Origin of the sequence: Rhodococcus sp. OK519, from assembly GCF_003051005.1 — a bacterium.
Taxonomy (GTDB): Bacteria; Actinomycetota; Actinomycetes; order Mycobacteriales; family Mycobacteriaceae; genus Prescottella.
The window spans coordinates 63,029-83,366 of sequence record NZ_QAOW01000004.1 but is presented as its reverse complement, the minus strand read 5'-3'; the positions used below and the strand labels follow the sequence as shown (position 1 = coordinate 83,366).

Sequence of the window (20,338 nt, the reverse complement as noted above, 5' to 3'; positions counted from 1 at the left end):
TCGATACACCACGCCCCTGGACTTGGCCGAAACCGCCGAGTCGCTGTCCGAGAACCTTGACACACTCCAATCGCGATAGTGCTGCAGATCACCCGCTCTCAATACAGACTGGTTGGTAGTCTTTGTCGAATCCTCGGGCCGCACCACGACCCTGACGACAGAGGCGGCAGATCATGGACCAGAACAGCTCGCGCGCGCACGAACGGCGCCTGGGTGCCGTTGCGCACCGGACCCGTGGGCGGCGGGTCGGCCTCGGATCGGTCGTCGCGATGGCGATCGCCGCGTCGGCACTCGTCCTCGGCGCACCGTTGCCGGCCGCAGCGACTGAACTGAACGCACCGACGCCGACCGCGGCAAACGTGGACCCGGTCGCCGAGGTCAAGACAGCCGATGTCGCCGGCGTGGACGCGGCGCTCCCGGGGTTGGGCAACTACCCGATGTTTCTCACGCTGAAGTTCGATGTCGGTGCTGGCGTCCGGGTGCGCATCTATCCAGGCGACAGCAACTGCATGGGTCAATTTCCCACCGCGGACTTCGTGACCTACGACGCCGTGACGACCGTCCCCTTGACGCTGACCGTGCGGAACGACTCGCTGGCCTGCTACCTCGAACCGAGCCTGCAACAGGTCAGGATCGACGTCACCGGCGGTGCCACCGAGGTGCACAACAGCCTCAACTTCGTCCAGATGCCTTCCCCCCCCACCGGTCTCCCGAACTGGCAGGTCCGCTGCGGTTCGTCGAGCGACTGCTCCCTCAGTCGGCTGGTGCCGCTCACTCTGAACTGGATTTCGACAATCACCGCACGACCACCTCAGCCGCCGACGCCACTCGGCATCGACTGCGCAGTGACGCCGGCCGCGCTGCGGTCCACCTACCACCAGCCGTGCGTCGGGACGGGCGGGACCGCGGGCATCCCGACTGTGCTCTCGATCGTCGGCGGCCGGCTTCCGAACGGGCTCGAGCTCAGACAAGGGGGCGGCGCCCAGTCCTTCAACGGCATCGTCGGCTCCCCGCTGGAGAAGGGCTCGTTCCCCATCACGCTGCGAGCACGCAACGGTCTGCAAGCCGACGCCACACTCGACGTCACGGTCGTCGTCGAGCCGGCGCTCACCTATACGACCCTCGAGGTGGCGGGCTCCTCGCCGTTCCGGTCCTGCGTGCCGCCGGCCGTTCCCGGACCCACCTGCGGCGCCCTGTTCACCATGCGCACCTACAGCCTGACGGGCACGCTCGACGGGCCGACGACGCTCAGCGTGAAGCGCCGGGTCGGCCTGCTGAACGCAACCGAGTTCCTGTCCACCACCGGACCGCCGGTCACGACACTCCTCGACGGAGGCGTGAGCGAGGTCACGATGACCGCGAGGGTCTCCGAGCTGCCCCCCGGCTCGTACGAGGCCGAGGCCACCTACCTCGGCGGCGCCGGGACCGGCCCGAGCACATCCAGTCGCCTGCCGTTCAACTGGCTCGGCAGCGCTCCCACCGGACCCAATCCGGGATCGCTCGCAACCGGCTCGGCCGGCGGAACGGGATCGGCGTTCACGGGCTGATCTGCGAAGACTTGCCGGCGGTTCGGGCGGGGTCGTCGACGGAGGCTCCCCGCGTTGGCGACCATCGCGGGATCTGGTCTAGTCGACGGGACTGTGTGAACACGACGTCCACCTCCGGCACCTCCACGACCCGCCACCCGCTGTCGCGGACCGCGCCCTGATCCAACGGAGTCCCGGCCCGGGTCCTTCGGGCCGGGACTCCACCCCGCATCAGACCGGATCGAACCCCTGCCGCGGCTTCACCGATCCGCGAGATACCCCGCCGTCTTACCGCCGCAGTGCAGCGCCCTCCACAACCGCACGTCGGCAGCGGTCGTGAACCGGCCCGTACGCGGGTCAGTAGGAAGCGCCGCCGCCTCGGTCTCGCACACCGCCCGAAGATCCGCCAGCGACCCGCACTCGACCACCGTCTCCGGCACCAAGTCCGCATCCATCGCAAGACGCCGAGCGGTCGCGATGACCGTCCCCACTCCGGCCGCCTCTTCTTCGTTCGTATTGATCATCATTCGACGACTCCAAGGGCGGATGACGGACCGTAACAAGCCATTCCGATGCCGTCTGAGCTGGCGTTTTATTGAGAGTTTCACCTGAGCGTCGTCCGCGGCGAGTACGTGCACGCTCTACCTGCGGCGTCGCTGCTATGCGGCTGTCGCCGACTAACTCGCGGCAGTATCCCCGGGTTCGACAGCTGAGCTGAGCGCCGGCCTCACGCGCGAAGCGAGACGGCATCATGTTCCGCCCCGCGAACGCACCTCGACCTACGCGGTCACACGGCTTCAGAACGTGAAGATGGCATCGCGGTACTCGAAACGTGGGCTTACTTCCACGACGAGGTCGGTGGGGTCACTGACGGCGTAGGCAACCTGGAACTCAGCTTCACGCCCGGGGAGCACGACCGTGCTCGGCGTTCCTCCCAGATTCTTCGCGGAGTCGAATATCTGGCTCGCTTCACGGTTTCCGCTTTGCAGGCTGGTCGTGAAGAGAGTCGGGTCGTAGTTCTCCTGGGAGCCGTTGACCACAGCGATCGTGAAGATGACGGCCTGGCCTCCCGCCTCGTATCCTGCGGCGCTCGCGGATGGGACGAACGGAGCAGGCTGGCTGACGGCTACCGCGACGCCGTTGCGCAGCGACGCACCTACACAGACGCGGGCCGATGCCGCCAGCGCGCATGCGGTCGACGAACCGTTCGGCGACGGCAACACGAGACGCGTCAGCCCGATCGCGCGCCGAGTACTGCCCGAAGACAACCTCACCGAACCAGCAGCTGCCTCACTCCGGCCAACCGCCAACACGTTGTTGCTCTGGTTGCAGGGGCCGAACCAGACGACGCGCACGGGTCGAATGGGTCGGCTGTTTCAGTCATCGAAGGATCAGTGTCGCGGTTTCAGGTAGCCGCGGGAGAACGCGGTGGCGACAGCGGCCGCACGATCATTGACGCCGAGCTTCGCGTAAACGTGTAGCAGGTGCGTCTTGACCGTCGCTTCGCTGATGAAGAGCTGCTTTGCCGCGTCGCGGTTCGTCGAGCCGCGGGCAATCAGCTCGAGGACCTCGAGCTCACGCTGCGACAGCGGTGCCGAAGCCGGGTGCCGCATCTGGTCTATGAGCCGGGTCGCGACGGCGGGTGAAAGCACCGCTTTCCCCTGGGCGGCCGCCTCCACTGCACGGAACAGCTCGTCCCTCGGTGCGTCCTTTAGCAGGTAGCCGGTGGCGCCGGCTTCGATCGCGGGAAGCACGTCGCTGTCCGTGTCGTACGTCGTGAGCACCAAGACCCGCGCCGACACCCCTCGCTCGGCCAGCTCTTTGATGGCGGTGACGCCGTCAGTCCCGGCCATTCGCAGGTCCATGAGGATCACGTCCGGTTGGATCCGGGTCGCGGCGGCAACCGCCTCCGCGCCGTCGGCGGCTTCGCCGAGGACCTCGAAGCGGGGGTTCGCGCTGAACATGCTCCGCAGCCCGTCACGCACTACTGGGTGATCGTCGACGATCAGCAGCGAGATCACTGCCCGCCGCCCGCCGGGATGGCCGGTACTGAGGCCGAGATCGCGGTGCCTCCGCCGAGCTCCGACTCGATATCGAGTCGGCCGGTGAGGCGCTGCACGCGCTGCCGCATACCCGCGAGCCCGAATCCGCCATTCGTGGAGCCGTTTACGCGTGTCGCGTGGGGATCGAAACCGACTCCGTCGTCTCGCACGTCCAGGGTCACCAGGTCCTCCATGTAGGACAGAGTCAGGCCGACTCTGTTGGCGTCGGCGTGTTTGGCGACGTTGGCGAGTGCTTCCTGCGCGGCCCGCAGCAGTGTCACCTCCACGTCGGTGTGCATGGGTCTGGGGTCACCGGTGACGGTCAGGACGGCGCGGATGTCGTTGGCCTCCGACCAGCCTCTGGCCACATCGCCGATCGCGTCCGGGAGCCTGGCGTCGGCAAGCACCTGTGGTTCCACCGCGTGGACCGTCCGCCGCGCGTCGATCAGTCCGCCCCGTGCCAGGTCCATCGCTTTCGTGACATGCCGACGCGACGTCGACGGGCCGTCCATCGTCTGCTCGGCAGCCTGAAGTTGGGTGACGATGCCCGCGAGGCTCTGGGCCAGGGTGTCGTGGATCTCGCGTGCCATCCTTTGCCGTTCGTCCAGGATGCCAGCCTCGTGCGCTTGGGCCAGCAGCTGAGCGTGCAGCGCAGCGTTCTCGTCCAGTGCTGTCTCCAGCTTGGTGTTGGCGTCATGTAGTTCGGCGAGTGCCCGAGTCTGCCTGTGACCGTACTTCTCGGTCGTGTCGGCGAAGTAGAAGAAGGTTCCGGCCATCACGATGCTGACCAGGCTGATGGCGAGCCACACCCACATGTCGTCGGCGGTGATCCTGGACAGTCCGCCCATGTATGTCACGGCCATGATCAATGACGTGGCGGCGACACCGACGTACCGCCAAGCGCCTGTCAGGAAAAGGAACGCGTGGACGTATCCGATGAAGGCGACGATGCCGTACCAGGGCGCGAGCGCCACCAGTCCTGCACACAACACCATGAGTCCGGCGTAGTACACGCCGATCAGCGGCCCGTCGGAGCGAGATCGGTCCAGGACACGAAGCCAGAGCAGCCACGCAGTGGTCACGAACGTGAGACCCAGAGCAGCCGCCAGGTGCACCGAACCCGTTTGCAGCACAGTAATTACGGTGCTCGATGCCAGGAGAATGTACGGAAGAACCCTGATGACCGCGGTCTCCCAGCGCTCCGCCCGCTCGTGGTCCGCACGCAGCGCCACCTCGTTGCTCATGATCTACTCCCACCGGAAGTACCGCGCGGCCAGTCCGCCGGCCACGATCGTCCATCCCAGCATGACCGCGAGATGGAGCGGTTGCGGCCAATGACCGGCGGTGGCGTCCTGCAGGGACTGTACGCCGGAGCCCAGTGGAGTGAAGTCGCTGATCGTGCGCAGGACGTCGTTCATCGCTTCGCGCGGTATCCACAGGCCCGCGAAGAACACCAGCGGGAAGAACAGCACCAGTCCGATCGCGCCGGCGCTCGTGCCACTGGGAGCGAGTGAGGCGACGAGCAGCCCGACAGCCAGCATCGCCGACGCCGTCAGCACGAATGCGACCGGATAGGCCAGCAGGCCCCGGGGCAACTTCACGGCGAACACCAGTCGGCCGATGGCGAGTACGAGCACCGTTGTCGCGGTGGCCATGATCGTGGACGTCAGCAGTTGTGCGCCTAGCATGACGGTGGGCTTGACCGGCGTGATCCGCATACGTCGCAGGACGCCCTTCTCTCGGTAGGTAGCGAACTGCTGGGGCAGGCTGCTGGTCGCCAGCGTCGTGACGGCCAGGGCAACGACGATGGGCGTGTACAGGTCGATGATCCGTAGGCCGCCGAGGTTCGGGTCGGGCTCCCGGAACGACGGGATCGCGCCGAGGACCACGAGCAGGAGCGGTGGGAGCACGAGCGCGAAGATCACGCTGATCGGCTCGCGGAAGAAGAGTTTGGTTTCGGTGGTGGTGAGTCGCAGCAGGGCTGACATGTCGGTGTCCTCAGTTCTCGGCGGGGCGGCCGGTCAGCGTGACGAACGCATCGTCCAGGGAGGACTGCTCGACCCGCAGGTCGGCTGCGGTGATGTGATGGTGTGCGAGCGCGGTGACCACGGTCGACAAGACATCTCCGGTGCCGGTCACCACGACCTGATGTCCGGCCCGCTCGACCGAGATGACCTCGGGCAGCGTGGTCAGCACCGCGAGATCCAGTGGTGCGGAAGGCCGGAACCGGATCCGTTGGTGGTCGTCGACTTTCGCGACCAACCCGGCCGGGGTGTCGAGTGCGACGAGACGACCCGCCGCGATCACGGCGATCCGGTCACAGAGCCGCTCGGCCTCCTCCATGAAGTGTGTGACCAGCATGATCGTGACGCCTCGGTCACGGATGCTCTCGACGAGGTCCCACGCGTCGCGGCGAGCCGTTGGGTCCAGGCCGGTGGTGAGCTCGTCGAGCACGGCCACTCGTGGGTTGCCGATGAGCGCGAGCGCGATCGACAGCCGTTGCTTCTGTCCGCCGGAGAGCCGCCGGTGCTGCGTGTTCAGTTTGTCGGTGAGGTTCAGGGCGCCGACCAGTTCCCGCCAGTCGGCGGGTTCACGGTAGAAGGAGCTGTACAGCTCCATCGCCTCACGGACGGTCAGCTTGTCGGGCAGCCCGCTCTCCTGCAGCTGCGCGCCGAGCAGTTGCCGCAGTTCACCGCTGTCGTCTTGCGGGTCGATGCCGCAGACGCGAACGGTTCCGCCGTCCGGAGTGCGTAGTCCCTCGATGCATTCGACGGTGGTGGTCTTGCCTGCCCCGTTGGGGCCCAGGATGCCGAAGATCTCGCCACGCTCGACCACGAAGCTGAGCCCGTTCACGACGGTGTGGTCACCGTAAAGCTTGACGAGGCCGTCCACCTCGATGATTGCCATGACCCGAGCGTGCCATTCGGCGCACAGTCGTCGAATCGACTGTGCAGCCCAAGATTTGCGAGCTATCCGGTGGATACCGCAGTCAACCGATCGGTTGATACCGAAATCGCCGGCACTCTACGACATGCAGCCCGTGCTCGGTGTGCGTCCGAACATCCCCTGTCTGCGGACTCCGACGCAACGTCCGATTCCCGCCAGCGCGCACTACCGTCGCACAGCACCCTGATGGAGGCGCCGATCCACGTACCCCCTCCGAAAGGGCTCAATCATGTCTGCACGTCTGGAATCCAAGGTCTTCATCGTCACCGGCGGATCGTCCGGAATCGGCCTCGCGGTGGCTCGCCGCCTCACCGCCGAGGGCGCCGCCGTCATCATCGGCAGCCGACGCAAGGACGTCGGTGAGCAGGCCGCCGAGGGTCTGCGGGCCGCCGGTGGCACGGCGATCTTCGTCCCCGCCGACGTGTCGGTCGAGGACGACGCCGCTCTGCTCGTCACGACCGCGATCGCCGAATTCGGCTGTCTGAACGGCGCATTCAACAACGCTGGCGGCGTGAACGCGTCGGGCCCGATCTCGACGATCGAGGCGGACGCCTGGAACGCCGAACTGGCTCAGAACGTGACAAGCGTCTTCAACTGCCTCAAACACCAGATTCCGGCGGTACTCGAGACCGGTGGTGCGATCGTCAACAACGCGTCCAATCTGGGTGTTGTGGCGCTTCCGGAGGCCGCACCCTACGTCGCCGCCAAGCACGCGGTCGTGGGGCTGACCCGGTCGGTGGCGCTCGAAGTGGCCGCGCAAGGTGTCCGGGTCAACGCCATCACGACGGGCGGCGTGGACACCCCGCTCGCGCGGGAATCGATGGTCACCACCGACGAGGCGCTCGCCCACATAGAGTCGCTTCACCCCGTGAACCGCATCGCGCAGCCCGCTGAGATCGCACCGTTCGTCGCGTTCCTTCTCAGTGACGAGGCATCGTTCATCACGGGCGCCGCGCTCGCCATCGACGGCGGATTCACGACCCGCTGAAAGTGTTTCGCCGATCGCGGGCGGCCTCGGCCAGGTGGAGTCCGGCATAGGTTCGCCACGGCCGCCAGCGATCGGCGTCGACCACGTCGAGACCGAGCCGGGCCATTCCCGCTCGAACGTCGGCGTCGTCGGTCAGCAGGACGTCGGGGTCACCGAGACCGCGCATCCGAATGTAGGCTGCGCGCGCGGGTCCGATTCCGGCGACGTCGAGCAAGGCCTTCTCCGCGACGGCCCGATCGACGCCGGTATCGAGCACGATCTCGCCGTCGGCGAGGCGACGAGCGAGCACCCGTAGCGTTCGCCCAGCGGAGTGAGGTAGATCGTCGAGCGAGGCGTCGGCCAGATCCTCGACTCGGGGGAAGAGATGCGTCAGTCCGCCTCGCGCGGTGCCAAGCGGCTGCCCGTACCGCTGCACCACCTGCGCCGCCGCGGTGCCCGCGACCGCCCGGACCGCAACTTCGTGCGGATCGACGGTCCCCGGTGATCGCAGACCCGGCCGAAGCGACACGACCGGGGAGAGTGCCCGGCCCAGACGGTGGGCGACCGCATCAGGATCCGCATCGAGGTCGAATAGACGCCGCACCCGATGTGCCGCGGTTGTGAGGTCGCGCAGATCCTCGAGGCACAGGTGACAGTCCAGCCAGCCGCTGTCGCCGCCGCCGGACTCACGGACCTCAGCGATCCCGGCACCGTGCGGGAGGCGCAGCGTGCGCCGGTAGCGGCGACGGGGGGCATCACCAGCCATCTCCTCGACACCCGGCAAGAGACTCGAAGCGAGGGCGCCGAACATCTCGGCGACCGCGTACGGGCCGCGGAACGGCAGCCGTAGCGGGATCCCGGGCACCGCCCCGGCGACACCCACGTCCCCGAAGCGGGTCGCCGACCGGGGTCGCGCTTCGCGCAGGCCCGTCGGCGTGGCCGCATAGATCTCACTGACGGTGTCGTTGAACTGCCGCACGCTGGCGAACCCCGCAGCAAACGCGACGTCGGTCACCGGCATCGACGTCGTCTGCAGCAGGATCCGCGCCGTGTGCGCCCGTCGCGCCCGTGCCAGTGCCGTCGGGCCGGCGCCGACCTCCGCATTGAGTTGACGCTGAACCTGCCGGGCGCTGTAGCCGAGACGGGCGGCCAACCCCGACACCCCCTCGCGGTCGACAACGCCGTCGGCGATCAAGCGCATCGCCCGCCCGACCACGTCCGCCCGCACATCCCACACCGCGGATCCGGGCACAGCGTCGGGACGACAGCGTCGACAGGCGCGGAAACCCGAACTCTGGGCCGCGGCCGCGGTGGGGAAGAAGCGCACGTTCGCGCGTTTCGGGGTGGTCGCCGGACAACTCGGCCGACAGTAGATGCCGGTGGTGGCGACGGCGAAGAAGAACTCCCCGTCGAACCGCACATCGCGACTGCACACCGCCTGGTACTTGCCGTCGTCGCCGATCATCACACCAGCATGCGGTCACTTCGCCCGGTCGGGCCAGCGGAAATCGGACATCACGTTTCCGGGGGTCGAGCGTTCCTCCCAGTCGATATCGCACCTCGCTTCATCGAGGACTTCCCTGCCGAGTGCTACTCGCTGGTGGGCGCACTTCATGACCTGCAACTGATGTCGCCGGCAGGAACATTGATCTTGACCAGTCCCGACCTGAGCGCTCAGTCATTCGTTTGCGCCAATTTCATCTGTTTTGCCTACACAAGTGTCATTTGCCTGACACACTCGTGCGGTCGGCACTGTGTTGCCGCCTCCGCAGGCATGTGTGGAGCCACTTGATTTCCGCTGTCCCGGTCAGCGAGAGCCCCACCTTTGAGTGCGCTAGTCCACCGAACCGCTCTGACCTGCACTTTCTTCCGTTTTCCCTGGTCGCGGCTGTTGCCTCCATCACGCAGCAGTCCCACTCAGTGCGCACCACCCCGATGGCCTGGCAGTGACGCGCCACACTCTGTGACCTACGGAACAGGACCAGCCCACCCACGGCCGCCGGAATCCGTGTAAACGCGACGATCTCGCGGATCTTCGAATTCACGCAGCGCAGCCCGTCATCGGGCGAGCCAAGAGTCTGGACATCTACTTCAGTGACAGCAACTGCAGATACTCGCGCCACACCCCCCTCCTCCCGCTCCGGGAGCCGTGGCCGGTACAACCGGCAGCGTCCGGCCTGGGTGATCATCGCCGTTCTCGTGTTCGTGGAGATCATCAGCGCCTTCGAAACGTCGATGGTGTACGCCGCCATCCCGACGTTCATCAAGGAATTCAACAGCGATGCGGCCACGGTCGGCTGGGCGGTCACCGCCTTCCTGCTGGTTGCCGCCGCCTCGGCCGCGGTCTGTGGCCGCCTGGGTGACATGTACGGACGCGAACGCGTCCTGATCGTCCTCCTCGGTGCCGCAGCCCTCGGCTCGTTCATCAGTGCCATCGGCGACAGCATCGGCAGCATCATCGTCGGCCGTGCCATCCAGGGTGTGGCGGGCGCGATCCTGCCGCTGTGCATCGGTCTGGCGCGTGAGCATCTGCCTGCAGCGAAGGTGCCCGTGGCCATCGCGGTCATCTCCGGTTCCGCTGTGGCCGCCGGTTCGGCGTCGCTTTTGGTGGCCGGTGTCATGATCGATCACGCCAGCTGGCACATGATCTTCGTTGTCGCGGCCGTCTACGCGGTGCTGGCACTGCTGCTCGTCCTGTTCGTCCTGCCGTGGCGACCGCCGGTCGGTACGACCCAGCGGGTCGACTACTTGGGCACCATCGCCTTCGCTCCGGCCATCGCCGCGATCCTGCTGGGCATCAACAAGTCCGGTGCGTGGGGCTGGACCGACAGCAAGACCCTCGGTCTGATCCTCGGTGGTCTCGCCGTCCTGGCGCTGTGGGTCAAGTGGGAGCTGCGGGTCACCGATCCGATCGTCAACGTCCGCCTGTTCACCGATCGCAAGGTCGCGCTGACCATGCTCGCGACCCTCGCGATCGCTGTCGGCCCCATGGGCATCAGCACCATGATCATCCCGATGATCCTGCAGTCGCCGACCACGGCGCCGTTCGGTCTGGGCATCTCGGCCACCAACGCCGGTTGGCTCTCGTTCATCGGCTCGATGTTCGGCTTCGTGTGCACCCCGCTGAGCGGCCGCATCTCGAAGGCCGTCGGATCGCGCTCGTCGATGCTGCTCGGTAGCACCCTCTTCACAATCAGTAGCGCGATGCTCATCGTCTTCCACGACTCGGTCGCCGGCATGGTCGCGATGATCATCACGGTGTCGATCGGTACCGCCTTCGCGTACACGGCACTGCCCAACCTCATCGTCGAGGCCGTGCCCGAGAGCAACACCAGCGAGGCGACGGGCACCAACTCGGTGCTGCGCACCGGTGGTCAGGGCATCGGCACGTCGATCGCGACGATGCTGCTGGCATCGTCCGCGATGTCGGCCGGCAGTGTCGCACCCACGGTGAGCGGTCTCAACACGGTCGCCACGATGATGGTCGTCCTCGGCCTCGTCACGATCGGCTTCACCTTCCTGATCCGCCGCGGCAGCGTCTTCAAGGACGAGTGACCTGCACCTGAGACAGAGCGCCGATGGGCGGTGGGAGTCATCCCACCGCCCATCGGCGTATCCGTAGGTCCGACTCGTTGGCAGGACGAGTGACCGGGCGGCGGCTACCGTGACAAGGGTCATCACGTTTCGTCGAATCTCGAGGAGCGCGGCATGAGCAACCCCTCGGCACAACCCCGACCGCACCGGGTCGTGGTGATCGGTTCCGGTTTCGGTGGCCTGTTCGCCACGCAGGCACTAAAGCGCGCCGATGTGGATATCACCCTCGTCGCCCGCACCACCCATCACTTGTTCCAGCCCCTGCTGTATCAGGTGGCGACGGGCATCCTGTCGGTCGGAGACATCGCGCCGGCGACCCGCATGGTCCTGCGCAAGCAGAAGAACGCCGAGGTGCTCCTGGGCGACGTCGAGGCGATCGACCTGGCCGCGGGCAAGGTCACGTCACGGCTGCTCGACCGGGAGACGGTCACCGAGTTCGATTCGCTCATCGTGGCGGCGGGGGCGGGGCAGTCGTACTTCGGCAACGATCATTTCGCCGAGTTCGCGCCCGGCATGAAGACAATTGACGACGCCCTCGAGCTGCGTGGCCGCATCCTCGGCGCTTTCGAGCAGGCCGAACTGTCGGATGATCCCGCCGAGCGCGCCCGGCTCCTCACGTTCGTGGTCGTCGGCGCCGGTCCGACCGGTGTGGAGTTGGCCGGACAGATCGCTGAGTTGGCGCACCGCACTCTCGCGGGTGCGTTCCGGAAGATCGACACGCGGGATTCACGCGTCATCCTGCTCGACGGTGCCCCCGCGGTCCTGCCGGTCTACGGCGGCAAGCTGAGCCGCAAGGCCGCCGAGCGCCTCGAAAAGCTGGGCGTCGAGATCCATCTCGACGCGATGGTCACGAACGTCGACGTGGACGGGCTGGTCGTCAAGGCGAAGGACGGGACCGAGTCACGTATCGAGTCGCAGTGCAAGGTGTGGTCGGCGGGCGTGCAGGCGAGCCCGCTCGGCAAGCAGCTCGGCGAGCAGTCGGGTGCGGAGGTCGACCGTGCAGGCCGGGTGCATGTGAATCCGGATCTGACGTTGCCGGGATATCCGAACGTGTTCGTGATCGGCGACATGATGTCGCTCGACAAGCTTCCCGGGCTGGCGCAGGTGGCGATGCAGGGCGGTAAGTACGCAGCGAAGGAGATCAGGGCGGGCCTCGACGACGCGAAGCCGGAGGATCGTCAGCCGTTCAAGTACTTCGACAAGGGATCGATGGCGACCATCTCCCGATTCAGCGCGGTCGCGAAGGTCGGCAAGCTCGAGATCAGCGGCTTCATCGGGTGGATCATGTGGCTCGTCATCCACCTGATGTATCTGGTCGGCTTCCGCAGTCGACTGTCGACGGTGATCTCGTGGACGGTCAGCTTCCTCGGCCGAGGCCGCGCGCAGATGGCGTCGACCGAGCAACAGGTGTTCGCGCGCAACGCGATCGACATCCTGCAGGAGCAGAGTCGATCGCGTCACGCGGCCGATTCGCGCGAAGCGGGCTGAGCCCGCCCCGTCACTTGTTGCCGAGCGCGGACGTCTCGGTGATGTTCTGCAGACGCACCTGTCCGCGCGCGGCGAGCCGATCCTGATCGTCGGTGATCGTGACGACCCAGAGTTGCTGGGTGCGGCCGCGGTGGATCGGCGTGGCCTCCGCGTGGAGCACGCCCTCACGCGATGCGCGCAGGAAGTCGGTGTTGTTGTTCACGCCGACGACGTGACCGCGGTCCCCGAGCCACAGGCTTGCGGCGATGCTGGCGACGGATTCGATGACTGCGCAGTGCACACCGCCGTGCATGATCCCCCACGGTTGGTACAGCGCCGGGGTGACCTTCCACTGCGCGCGGACGCGATCCGGGGTCAGCTCGGTGAACTCGAGCCCGAGCGCCTCCCCGAACCCCTTGTTGAGGAAGGCGTTGACCTCTGCCGGGTCCGCCCCATCGCTCAACCCGAGTGCCCGTTCTGCATCGCTCGCCATGACCTGCTCCATCGCTTCGGGCGGAGAGTCCGACACCGGGTGTGGACAGCGACCGCCTGCCGAATATGTACCTCGTCATAGTGAGCTACCGGTGTGGCCGGGGCGCACGCGACCCTCCGAAGGCGGATACCGAAAAGAATCGGCGGGTTCCGCGCGTGTGCGCGGAACCCGCCGTGGAAGGGACCGGGAGTCACTGCAGCCCTCAGGACTCCGGCGCGGTCCAATGTCTCGGTGACACGAGTATAGGGAAGGCTGCCCTAATCAGGCAACCCCTTCAGCAGACGGCGTCCAGCATCATGCGGGCGCGCACCGGAACTCCGGCCGCCTCGAAGGCGTCGAGCAGCCCCTGGCCGCGGCGCACCGCCGCCACCTCCGAGGTTCCCGTCGACAGCGGAATCCGCGTCACCGCACTCAGCACCGCGTCAGCGACCAGCGTCGCGAACCGGGCGGCGTCGAGCGGTGCGCAAAGGTCGAGTGCGCTCCGAACGGCAGCGAGCGAGGTGACGCACCGGTGTGCAGTCCACACGAGCAGTGCGCGCTCACACGGCAGGGTGACGACCTCGCGGGCGTACGCCAGGTCGTCCTCCGGAAGCACCCGCAGAGTGGTGTCGACGACACCGGCCCAGTCGATGCCGTTGTCGCTGTCCATGTGGATCCAGAGGTTGTCGACACCCGGGTCCCACGCCCTCCCCTCCAGCACCACCAGTGCGGCGACCCGGCCCACGATCGCGTGCACGAGCGCCGACGCCACCTGCGTGACGGCGGCAGTCGGCGACTGCAGATCCTCGAACAGCCGCGCATACATTCGGCCGACGCGGTCGGCGGGCAACTCGTCGGAGTGCGCGGCGCAGGATGCGATCGGCCACCAGCGGCGCTTGCCCTGACGGGCCATCGTCGCGACGGCGTACACCCGGGGATAGTCCGGCGAGATCTCCCGCAGGCGACAACAGGAGGCGTCGAGTGCTGTCGTCTCGGTACCGAACGGGACATGCGCGGTCGCGGCCATCGTGCCTCCATCGAGAATCAGGGTGATCAGCAGAAGCGTAGGCTAGCCTAAGTTGAGTTCGGACCGAGGGGTCCGCCTGTGCCGCACAGCGGATCCCGCCCTCGCGCGTTCGGTTAGGCTTCCGTAACCTGACGCTCGTTAGCGTTTCCTCTCCTAGGAGCACCCAGCCCGTGACGACGACCCGCCACCCGGACGTGAATCCGGATGCGTCGAAGCACCGTGTGCCCAGCGCGTACGGCAAGGAAGTGATTCCGGAAGGTCCCGCCCCCCGGCACCGCCGCGCGCTGGCGAACCTGCTCGATCTCGGCCTCGCGGCGATCCCGCTCGTCATCGGCTGGTACCTCGTCGATTCCCTCGCCGACGCCAATGGCGGCGGCCAGGCCGATCGCGTCGTCTTCGGGGGCGCGGCGCTGTTCATCGCAGTGGCGCTGCTCGTCTGGAACCGCGGATTCCGCGAGGGCAATGCCGGCACCACCGTCGGCAAGGGCTGGTGTGGACTCGTCACCCGCGACGCCGAGACCGGCGCTCCGATCGGTGTCCGGCGCGCACTCCGCCGCCTGCCGTGGCGTGCGGACGGCATCGAGGTGGTCCGCGAAGCCACCGCCCGCGCCGACGGCTTCACCCCGATCGCACCGGACTCCTCGATGGCGGCGGTCCGCCGTCGGCGCATCCTGGGCCTGATCGTCCTGGCGATCCTCCTGGTGTTGGTGTTGTTCGCCAGTGTCGCGATCGGTGCCCGACCCCTGTCGTTCCCCGAGGTCTTCCACGCTCTGTTCTCGTCCAGCGGCAGCGAGACCGACATCATCGTCCGCACCCTGCGCATCCCGCGCACCCTGCTCGGACTCGTCGTCGGCATCGCGCTCGGTGTCGCGGGCGCCCTCATCCAGGGGCACACCCGAAACCCGCTGGCCGACGCCGGCCTGCTCGGCCTCAACGCAGGCGCGGCCTTCCTCGTCGTGATCGCCATCTACGCGCTCGGACTGACCGCGCCGAGCCAGTACCTGTGGTTCGCCTTCGCCGGATCTGCGTTGGCGTCGATCACCGTGTTCGGGCTCTCCTCGATCGGCAACGGCAAGGCCAGTCCCCTGAGCCTGGCGCTCGCGGGCGCCGCCGTCGCGTTCTTCCTCCAGGCGATGACCAACGCCGTCGTCATCCTCGACCAGACCACCCTGGACGGCTACCGGTTCTGGGTCGTCGGATCCGTCGCGGGCCGCGGCTTCGACATCTTCTGGCAGGTGCTGCCGTTCCTGGTCGTCGGTTTGATCATCGCGATCGCCAGCACACCGAGCCTCAACGTGATCAGCCTCGGCGAAGACGTCGCCCGATCACTGGGCACCAACGTGGCGATGTCCCGCACGATCGGCATCGTCGCGATCACCCTGCTGACCGGCGCGGCGACCGCGGCCTGCGGGCCGATCGCGTTCATCGGCCTGGTGGTTCCGCACGTGGCCCGCGCGATCACCGGACCCGACTACCGCTGGCTCGTCCCGTACGCCGGACTGCTCGGTGGCGTGATGCTGGTGATGTGCGACGTGATCGGACGCGTCGTCGTCCGGCCCGGTGAATTGCAGGTCGGCATCGTGCTGGCCGTGCTGGGTGCCCCGTTCTTCATCGCGCTCGTTCGGCGCAGGAAGCTGGCGAGCCTGTGAGCGTCCTGAACTCCCTCCCCGATTCCGCGCCGGGAGCCGGCTCCGACGCCGCGAAGGTGCCGTCCCGGCCGGCGCTGCGCGTCGGACCGTTCTCGCTGGTGCTGCGCCCGTTCATGATCGTCGTGAACGTGGTACTGCTGGTGCTGCTCTTCCTCCTGGTGTGCGTCGGCCTCGGCCGCGGCGACTTCCCGCTGTCGATCGCGGAGGTCGCCAACGTGCTCGTCGGCGGCGGCTCCAAAGTGCAGCGGTTCATCGTCATGGATCTACGTCTGCCCCGCGCCCTGGTCGCCGTCCTGATCGGCATCGCGCTCGGCATCTCCGGCGCCATCACGCAGTCGATTGCCCGCAATGCCCTCGCCAGCCCCGACATCCTCGGCATCACCTCCGGTGCGAGCGCCGCGGCGGTTGCGCTGATCGTTCTCGGTGGCGGCGGCTCGTTCGTGGGCCTGCTGGCGACGCTCGGCATCCCGCTGGCCGCGCTGGCCGGCGGCCTGCTCACGGCCGCGGTCATCTACCTGCTGGCGTGGCGCAATGGCGTGGAGGGCTACCGGCTGATCCTCATCGGCATCGGCATCAACGCGATGCTCATCGCCGTCACCGGCTGGCTGTTGATCTCCGCCGACATCAACGACGTCTCCCGCGCCAAGGTGTGGCTCAACGGCTCCATCAACGGCGCCGGCTGGGGGCAGGTGTGGCCGGTCGCGATCGCCCTCGCCGTCATCGGCGGCTGGGCGATCATCTCGACGTTCACGCTCGGCGCGCTGCGCCTCGGCGACGACAACGCCCGCTCGCTCGGTGTGCGCCAGCAGTCCGAGCAGGCCAAGCTGCTGTTCGCCTCGGTGATCCTCGCGGCCGTCGCCACCGCAGCGGCCGGCCCGGTCGGGTTCGTCGCGCTCGCGGCCCCGCAGGTGGCGATGCGCCTCGTCCGGTCGCCGGGTCCGCCGATCATCGCGTCGGCGCTCACCGGTGCGGTGCTGGTGGTGGGCAGCGACATCATCGCCCGCACGATCCTGCCCGTCGAGTTGCCGGTCGGCATCGTCACGTCCGCGCTCGGCGGACCCTTCCTGCTCTATCTCCTCGTCCGCAACAACCGGAAGGTCTCGGCATGACCCAGGACTCCCTCGTCACCGAGACGGCCCGGTCCACGCCCGCGCCGCGCCTGGTCGCCGAGAACCTCACCCTCGGCTACGGCGATCGCGTGATCGTCGAGGACCTGAACGTGGAGATCCCCGCCGGCGTCATCACCACCGTCATCGGACCCAACGGGTGCGGAAAGTCGACGATGCTGCGGGCCCTGGGCCGGCTGCTCAAGCCGCGCGCGGGCACCGTCCTGCTCGACGGCAAGGCCATCACCACGATGCGCACCAAGGACGTGGCCCGCACCCTCGGCATGTTGCCGCAGGCCCCCGTCGCCCCGGAGGGGCTCACCGTCGCCGACCTCGTCGCGCGCGGCAGGCACCCCCACCAGTCGTGGATCCGTCAGTGGTCGTCCGACGACGAAACCGAGGTGGCGCACGCCCTCGCGCTCACCGGCGTCGCCGATCTCGCCGACCGCCCCGTCGACCAACTCTCCGGCGGCCAGCGCCAGCGCGCCTGGATCTCGATGGCACTCGCGCAGGGCACCGACATCCTGCTGCTCGACGAGCCCACCACGTACCTCGACCTGTCGCACTCGGTGGAGGTGCTCGATCTCGTCGACCGGATGCACGAGGAAATGGGCCGCACCGTGATCATGGTGCTGCACGATCTGAACCTCGCCATCCGCTACAGCGACCACCTCGTCGTCATGTCCGAGGGCCGCATCGTCGCGTCCGGCAAGCCGCAGGACGTCATCTCGGCCGAGCTGCTCGCGGAGGTGTTCGGGCTCGACGCCACCGTCATCGACGACCCGGTCTCGGACCGTCCGCTGATCGTCCCCATCGGCACCCGGCACGTGTACGGCGCGGTGGGCGGTCCAACGAAGGAGCGGTGAACACCGTTACGGCGTGACGAAGGACTCGAAGCTTCCGAGCAATCCGAGTGACCCGAGTGACCCGGTGGCGGACGGGGTGGTGTCGTCGATGTCGAGAACAACGGGCAGGGCAACGGGTTCGCCGATGCCGTTGGAACCGGTGAGCATGAATTCGAACCGGCCACCGGTGGTGGGGGTTCCGGACAGGACTCCTTCTGGGGTGAGGGTCAGCCCGTCGGGCAGGGTGCCGGTGGTGACGGTCGCGGTGGGCGCGGGTCGTCCGGTGACTGTGAACTCATAGTTGTAGGGCTGGCCGACCGTCCCGGCGGGCGGGGTTCCTGTGAGGGTGGGTGCGTGGTCGATCGCGATCACCGACACCGTGTCGTCGCCGGCATTGGTGGCGTAGGCGCGAGTACCGCTGATCGCCACCACGGCCGGCCTGGTGCCGACCGTGATGGTGTCGATGACGGCGGGTGGAGTGGCGGCGGTATCGATCACCGACACCGTGCCGCTGCCGCCGTTGGCGACGTAGGCGCGAGTACCGCTGACCGCCACCCCTACCGGCCTGGTGCCGACCGTGATCGTGTCGATGACGGCGGGTGGGGTAGCGGCGGTATCGATCACCGACACCGTGCCGCTGCCGCCGTTGGCGACGTAGGCGCGAGTACCGCTGACCGCCACCCCGTACGGAGCCGTGCCGACCGTGACGGTGTCAGTGACGGTGGGTGGGTTGGCGGCGGTATCGATCACCGACACCGTGCCGGCGCCCTGGTTGGTGACGTAAACGCGGGTGCCGCTGATCGCGACCCCGTACGGCTGCGCGTCGACCGTGACGGTGTCGATGACGGCGGGCGGGGTGGCGGCGGTATCGATCACCGACACCGTGCCGCCGGCCTGGTTGGCGACGTAGGCGCGAGTACCGCTGACCGCCACCCCGTACGGAAACGCGTCGACCGTGACGGTGTCGATGACGGTGGGCGGGGTGGCGGCGGTATCGATCACCGACACCGTGCCGGCGCCGGCGTTGGTGACGTAAGCGCGGTCGCCGCTGACCGCCACGCCGATCGGCTGCCCGCCGACTGCGATGGTGTCGATGACGGCGGGCGGGGTGGCGGCGGTGTCGATGACCGACACCGTGTTGCTGCCGGTGTTGGTGACGTAGGCGCGGTCGCCGCTGACCGCTACTGCCCACGGATTCGCGCCGACGGTGACGGTGTCGGTGACGGCATCCGCGGCGGCCGGACCCGCAACCGTGGTGGTCAGGACCGCAGCGATCGTCAGTGCGCCGACGCCGAGAGCCGCCGCGCTACGAGACAGTGGTCCACGCGGGCCTAGCCAATCGAGGATGGCCATGGAGGTGTTTCCTTCCGGATGCGATCCGCACCCTTCAGGGCACGCGGGAGCCACAGTCGGGTAGCCACCTTGCACAGAACATAACGGGCATCCGTCCAGGAACAGGCCGTTTCCAGAATGTGCAAAGGCACGCGGCTGCCACAGTCGGGTCTGCTGCGAGCCGCTCCCACCGGTCAGCCCGGAGGCTGGACGATTCGCACGGTCCGCGGCACCGAGCCGACGGTGAAACCGGAGCGGCGCGCCGCGGCGGCGAACGGCTGCGCGTTGTCGTCGACGGCCCAGTCCCCGCGCGCGCCGGCGTCGTCGAACAGCGCGGCCGCGTTCGGCGACGTTCCCGTGGTGAACCTGCTCTGATAACGAAGGCCGGCGCACGACCCGGCGAGCGCGGACGCCCACCGTTGCGGAATCTCGTACGGCGTGACGGTGCACAGTTCGCGGGTGAGCCCGAAGTCGGCGGCCTCCTCGGCGCACGTGTCGGCCAGGATGCGACGGGCGGGGATGCGCAGTCGGGACATCGAGCGCTCGGCGGCGAAGTCGTGCGGGATCACCCCGGCGGTGGCCAGTACCTCCCCCACCGTCTCCCGGATCGCGGTGCGCTCGTCGAACGCGACGTAGCAGGTGCCCCGCGGTTCGGCGAGATCGAAGCGGCCCCGCCCCGACGACGCGAACCACCACGGGCCGTTGTCGGTGCGGTGCCCGCGCCACAGTTGCCTCCGCGTGGTCAGCGACCAGGTGGGAAATCCTGCCAGGGAACGGTTCTCGGGTGAGGCGAGCGCGACGACCTCACGGGTCATGCAGCCCACCGTTGTGCGTCGGCGCGGGCGGCGGTGCGAACCGGGTCGATCGGCCCGTCGGCGGTGAGCCAGTCCGCGGCGGTCCGGCCGTCCAGCATGTCCTGCGGGGTGCACAGCCACAGCGCGCCCGTCCACGGGTCGGCCGCGGCGCGCAGGATCCGCCACACCTCGATGAGCGCCGGATGCACGGCGCCACCGTCGGTGAACTGCCACACCGGGTACACCCACTGGCCGTCGTCGAGGCGGCACGCAATGAGCGCGTTGGTGGCGACCTTCTTGCTGACGGCCTGGCGGCTGACCCGCCACCAGCGGGTGATCCCGGCGGTGTCGTAGAACGGCCCGACCATCTGGTCGTACACGTGACTGGTGGGCAGTGCGGCGGACATGGCGTCGGCGATGGCCTCCACGTCGGCGAACGTCTCGGCGGGAACACCCGCCTCGGCGGCTGCCGCGAACGTGCTGCGCACACGCCGCGTGAGCAGCTCGATCAGTTCGTGTTCCTGCTCGACCAGCGACGTCATCGCCAACTCCTCCAGCCCGTCAACCTTGT

The 20,338-nt window shown here is 67.9% G+C and carries 19 protein-coding genes; 7 read left to right on the top strand and 12 right to left on the bottom strand.

All coding sequences use genetic code 11. The features are described from left to right. The first annotated feature begins 173 nt into the window (after positions 1-173). Positions 174-1,547, top strand: a complete 1,374-nt coding sequence (locus C8K36_RS12830) for a hypothetical protein (protein ID WP_107984888.1) — start codon at positions 174-176, stop codon at positions 1,545-1,547. A gap of 239 nt (positions 1,548-1,786) precedes the next feature. On the opposite strand, the gene C8K36_RS12825 is transcribed toward C8K36_RS12830, so the two are convergent. The 6 genes from C8K36_RS12825 to C8K36_RS12800 all read right to left on the bottom strand — a co-directional run bounded on the left by C8K36_RS12825 (position 1,787) and on the right by C8K36_RS12800 (position 6,475). Further along, positions 1,787-2,053 carry a hypothetical protein gene (locus tag C8K36_RS12825; RefSeq protein WP_146176493.1) on the bottom strand — a complete coding sequence of 89 codons (267 nt, stop codon included), beginning with the start codon at positions 2,051-2,053 and terminating at the stop codon, positions 1,787-1,789. A 270-nt stretch (positions 2,054-2,323) separates the two neighbouring features. Continuing rightward, positions 2,324-2,800: a hypothetical protein gene (locus tag C8K36_RS12820; protein WP_146176492.1), complete on the bottom strand. Its 477-nt coding sequence runs from the start codon at positions 2,798-2,800 to the stop codon at positions 2,324-2,326. Positions 2,801-2,917: 117 nt separating this feature from the next. Continuing rightward, on the bottom strand, positions 2,918-3,547 hold the full coding sequence (locus tag C8K36_RS12815; protein WP_107984885.1) for a response regulator: 630 nt from the start codon (positions 3,545-3,547) through the stop codon (positions 2,918-2,920). After that, positions 3,544-4,812, bottom strand: a complete 1,269-nt coding sequence (locus C8K36_RS12810; protein WP_107984884.1) for a sensor histidine kinase — start codon at positions 4,810-4,812, stop codon at positions 3,544-3,546. Before C8K36_RS12810 ends, C8K36_RS12815 begins: the two co-directional genes overlap by 4 nt. Before the next feature lie 3 nt (positions 4,813-4,815). Beyond that, on the bottom strand, positions 4,816-5,556 hold the full coding sequence (locus C8K36_RS12805) for an ABC transporter permease (protein WP_107984883.1): 741 nt from the start codon (positions 5,554-5,556) through the stop codon (positions 4,816-4,818). A gap of 10 nt (positions 5,557-5,566) precedes the next feature. Then, positions 5,567-6,475, bottom strand: a complete 909-nt coding sequence (locus tag C8K36_RS12800; RefSeq protein ID WP_107984882.1) for an ABC transporter ATP-binding protein — start codon at positions 6,473-6,475, stop codon at positions 5,567-5,569. A 268-nt stretch (positions 6,476-6,743) separates the two neighbouring features. Between C8K36_RS12800 and C8K36_RS12795 the strand changes: the two genes are divergently transcribed. Further along, positions 6,744-7,502 (top strand): SDR family NAD(P)-dependent oxidoreductase, encoded by a 759-nt coding sequence (locus C8K36_RS12795; protein ID WP_107984881.1) that lies wholly within the window; start codon positions 6,744-6,746, stop codon positions 7,500-7,502. Here C8K36_RS12795 and C8K36_RS12790 read toward each other — a convergent pair. Further along, the gene (locus C8K36_RS12790) at positions 7,489-8,946 is read right to left on the bottom strand and encodes a DNA-3-methyladenine glycosylase 2 family protein (protein ID WP_107984880.1); all 1,458 of its coding nucleotides are present in this window, start codon (positions 8,944-8,946) and stop codon (positions 7,489-7,491) included. The two genes, C8K36_RS12795 and C8K36_RS12790, sit on opposite strands and share 14 nt — an antisense overlap. Positions 8,947-9,662: 716 nt before the next feature. On the opposite strand from C8K36_RS12790, the gene C8K36_RS12785 reads away from it, so the two are divergent. Both C8K36_RS12785 and C8K36_RS12780 read left to right on the top strand, forming a co-directional pair. Next, the gene (locus tag C8K36_RS12785) at positions 9,663-11,036 is read left to right on the top strand and encodes an MFS transporter (RefSeq protein ID WP_107984879.1); all 1,374 of its coding nucleotides are present in this window, start codon (positions 9,663-9,665) and stop codon (positions 11,034-11,036) included. A 153-nt stretch (positions 11,037-11,189) separates the two neighbouring features. Beyond that, positions 11,190-12,563, top strand: coding sequence for an NAD(P)/FAD-dependent oxidoreductase (locus tag C8K36_RS12780; protein WP_107984878.1), 1,374 nt, complete (start codon positions 11,190-11,192; stop codon positions 12,561-12,563). A gap of 10 nt (positions 12,564-12,573) precedes the next feature. Here the strand turns inward: C8K36_RS12780 and C8K36_RS12775 are convergent, their stop codons facing one another. Both C8K36_RS12775 and C8K36_RS12770 read right to left on the bottom strand, forming a co-directional pair. Further along, positions 12,574-13,035, bottom strand: a complete 462-nt coding sequence (locus C8K36_RS12775) for a PaaI family thioesterase (RefSeq protein WP_107985177.1) — start codon at positions 13,033-13,035, stop codon at positions 12,574-12,576. A 274-nt stretch (positions 13,036-13,309) separates the two neighbouring features. Continuing rightward, on the bottom strand, positions 13,310-14,041 hold the full coding sequence (locus C8K36_RS12770; RefSeq protein ID WP_107984877.1) for a hypothetical protein: 732 nt from the start codon (positions 14,039-14,041) through the stop codon (positions 13,310-13,312). Positions 14,042-14,211: 170 nt separating this feature from the next. On the opposite strand from C8K36_RS12770, the gene C8K36_RS12765 reads away from it, so the two are divergent. The 3 genes from C8K36_RS12765 to C8K36_RS12755 all read left to right on the top strand — a co-directional run bounded on the left by C8K36_RS12765 (position 14,212) and on the right by C8K36_RS12755 (position 17,662). Beyond that, entirely contained in the window at positions 14,212-15,690 is a 1,479-nt protein-coding gene (locus tag C8K36_RS12765) for an iron chelate uptake ABC transporter family permease subunit (RefSeq protein ID WP_107984876.1), read from the top strand. A 113-nt stretch (positions 15,691-15,803) separates the two neighbouring features. Beyond that, positions 15,804-16,799, top strand: a complete 996-nt coding sequence (locus C8K36_RS12760; protein ID WP_258195417.1) for an iron chelate uptake ABC transporter family permease subunit — start codon at positions 15,804-15,806, stop codon at positions 16,797-16,799. Continuing rightward, positions 16,796-17,662, top strand: a complete 867-nt coding sequence (locus C8K36_RS12755; RefSeq protein WP_107984875.1) for an ABC transporter ATP-binding protein — start codon at positions 16,796-16,798, stop codon at positions 17,660-17,662. Before C8K36_RS12760 ends, C8K36_RS12755 begins: the two co-directional genes overlap by 4 nt. A 6-nt stretch (positions 17,663-17,668) precedes the next feature. Here the strand turns inward: C8K36_RS12755 and C8K36_RS12750 are convergent, their stop codons facing one another. The 3 genes from C8K36_RS12750 to C8K36_RS12740 form a co-directional block, all read right to left on the bottom strand. Then, complete coding sequence (locus tag C8K36_RS12750) at positions 17,669-18,994, bottom strand: YncE family protein (protein WP_107984874.1); 1,326 nt, start codon at positions 18,992-18,994, stop codon at positions 17,669-17,671. Between the two features lie 173 nt (positions 18,995-19,167). Beyond that, a complete protein-coding gene (locus tag C8K36_RS12745) occupies positions 19,168-19,788 on the bottom strand; it encodes an RES family NAD+ phosphorylase (protein ID WP_107984873.1) in 621 nt (206 codons plus the stop codon). After that, on the bottom strand, positions 19,785-20,309 hold the full coding sequence (locus C8K36_RS12740; RefSeq protein WP_181319548.1) for a hypothetical protein: 525 nt from the start codon (positions 20,307-20,309) through the stop codon (positions 19,785-19,787). The genes C8K36_RS12745 and C8K36_RS12740 overlap by 4 nt, the downstream gene beginning before the upstream one ends. Positions 20,310-20,338: the final 29 nt, after the last annotated feature.

Excerpts from the sequence above, each read along its gene's own strand:
- C8K36_RS12810 (WP_107984884.1), bottom strand. The coding sequence starts at position 4,812 with ATGAGCAACGAGGTGGCGCTGCGTGCGGACCACGAGCGGGCGGAGCGC.
- C8K36_RS12775 (WP_107985177.1), bottom strand. The coding sequence starts at position 13,035 with ATGGCGAGCGATGCAGAACGGGCACTCGGGTTGAGCGATGGGGCGGAC.
- C8K36_RS12830 (WP_107984888.1), top strand. The coding sequence starts at position 174 with ATGGACCAGAACAGCTCGCGCGCGCACGAACGGCGCCTGGGTGCCGTT.
- C8K36_RS12790 (WP_107984880.1), bottom strand. The coding sequence starts at position 8,946 with ATGATCGGCGACGACGGCAAGTACCAGGCGGTGTGCAGTCGCGATGTG.
- C8K36_RS12750 (WP_107984874.1), bottom strand. The coding sequence starts at position 18,994 with ATGGCCATCCTCGATTGGCTAGGCCCGCGTGGACCACTGTCTCGTAGC.
- C8K36_RS12795 (WP_107984881.1), top strand. The coding sequence starts at position 6,744 with ATGTCTGCACGTCTGGAATCCAAGGTCTTCATCGTCACCGGCGGATCG.
- C8K36_RS12745 (WP_107984873.1), bottom strand. The coding sequence starts at position 19,788 with ATGACCCGTGAGGTCGTCGCGCTCGCCTCACCCGAGAACCGTTCCCTG.
- C8K36_RS12805 (WP_107984883.1), bottom strand. The coding sequence starts at position 5,556 with ATGTCAGCCCTGCTGCGACTCACCACCACCGAAACCAAACTCTTCTTC.
- C8K36_RS12770 (WP_107984877.1), bottom strand. The coding sequence starts at position 14,041 with ATGGCCGCGACCGCGCATGTCCCGTTCGGTACCGAGACGACAGCACTC.
- C8K36_RS12755 (WP_107984875.1), top strand. The coding sequence starts at position 16,796 with ATGACCCAGGACTCCCTCGTCACCGAGACGGCCCGGTCCACGCCCGCG.
- C8K36_RS12800 (WP_107984882.1), bottom strand. The coding sequence starts at position 6,475 with ATGGCAATCATCGAGGTGGACGGCCTCGTCAAGCTTTACGGTGACCAC.
- C8K36_RS12740 (WP_181319548.1), bottom strand. The coding sequence starts at position 20,309 with ATGACGTCGCTGGTCGAGCAGGAACACGAACTGATCGAGCTGCTCACG.
- C8K36_RS12760 (WP_258195417.1), top strand. The coding sequence starts at position 15,804 with ATGATCGTCGTGAACGTGGTACTGCTGGTGCTGCTCTTCCTCCTGGTG.
- C8K36_RS12780 (WP_107984878.1), top strand. The coding sequence starts at position 11,190 with ATGAGCAACCCCTCGGCACAACCCCGACCGCACCGGGTCGTGGTGATC.
- C8K36_RS12825 (WP_146176493.1), bottom strand. The coding sequence starts at position 2,053 with ATGATGATCAATACGAACGAAGAAGAGGCGGCCGGAGTGGGGACGGTC.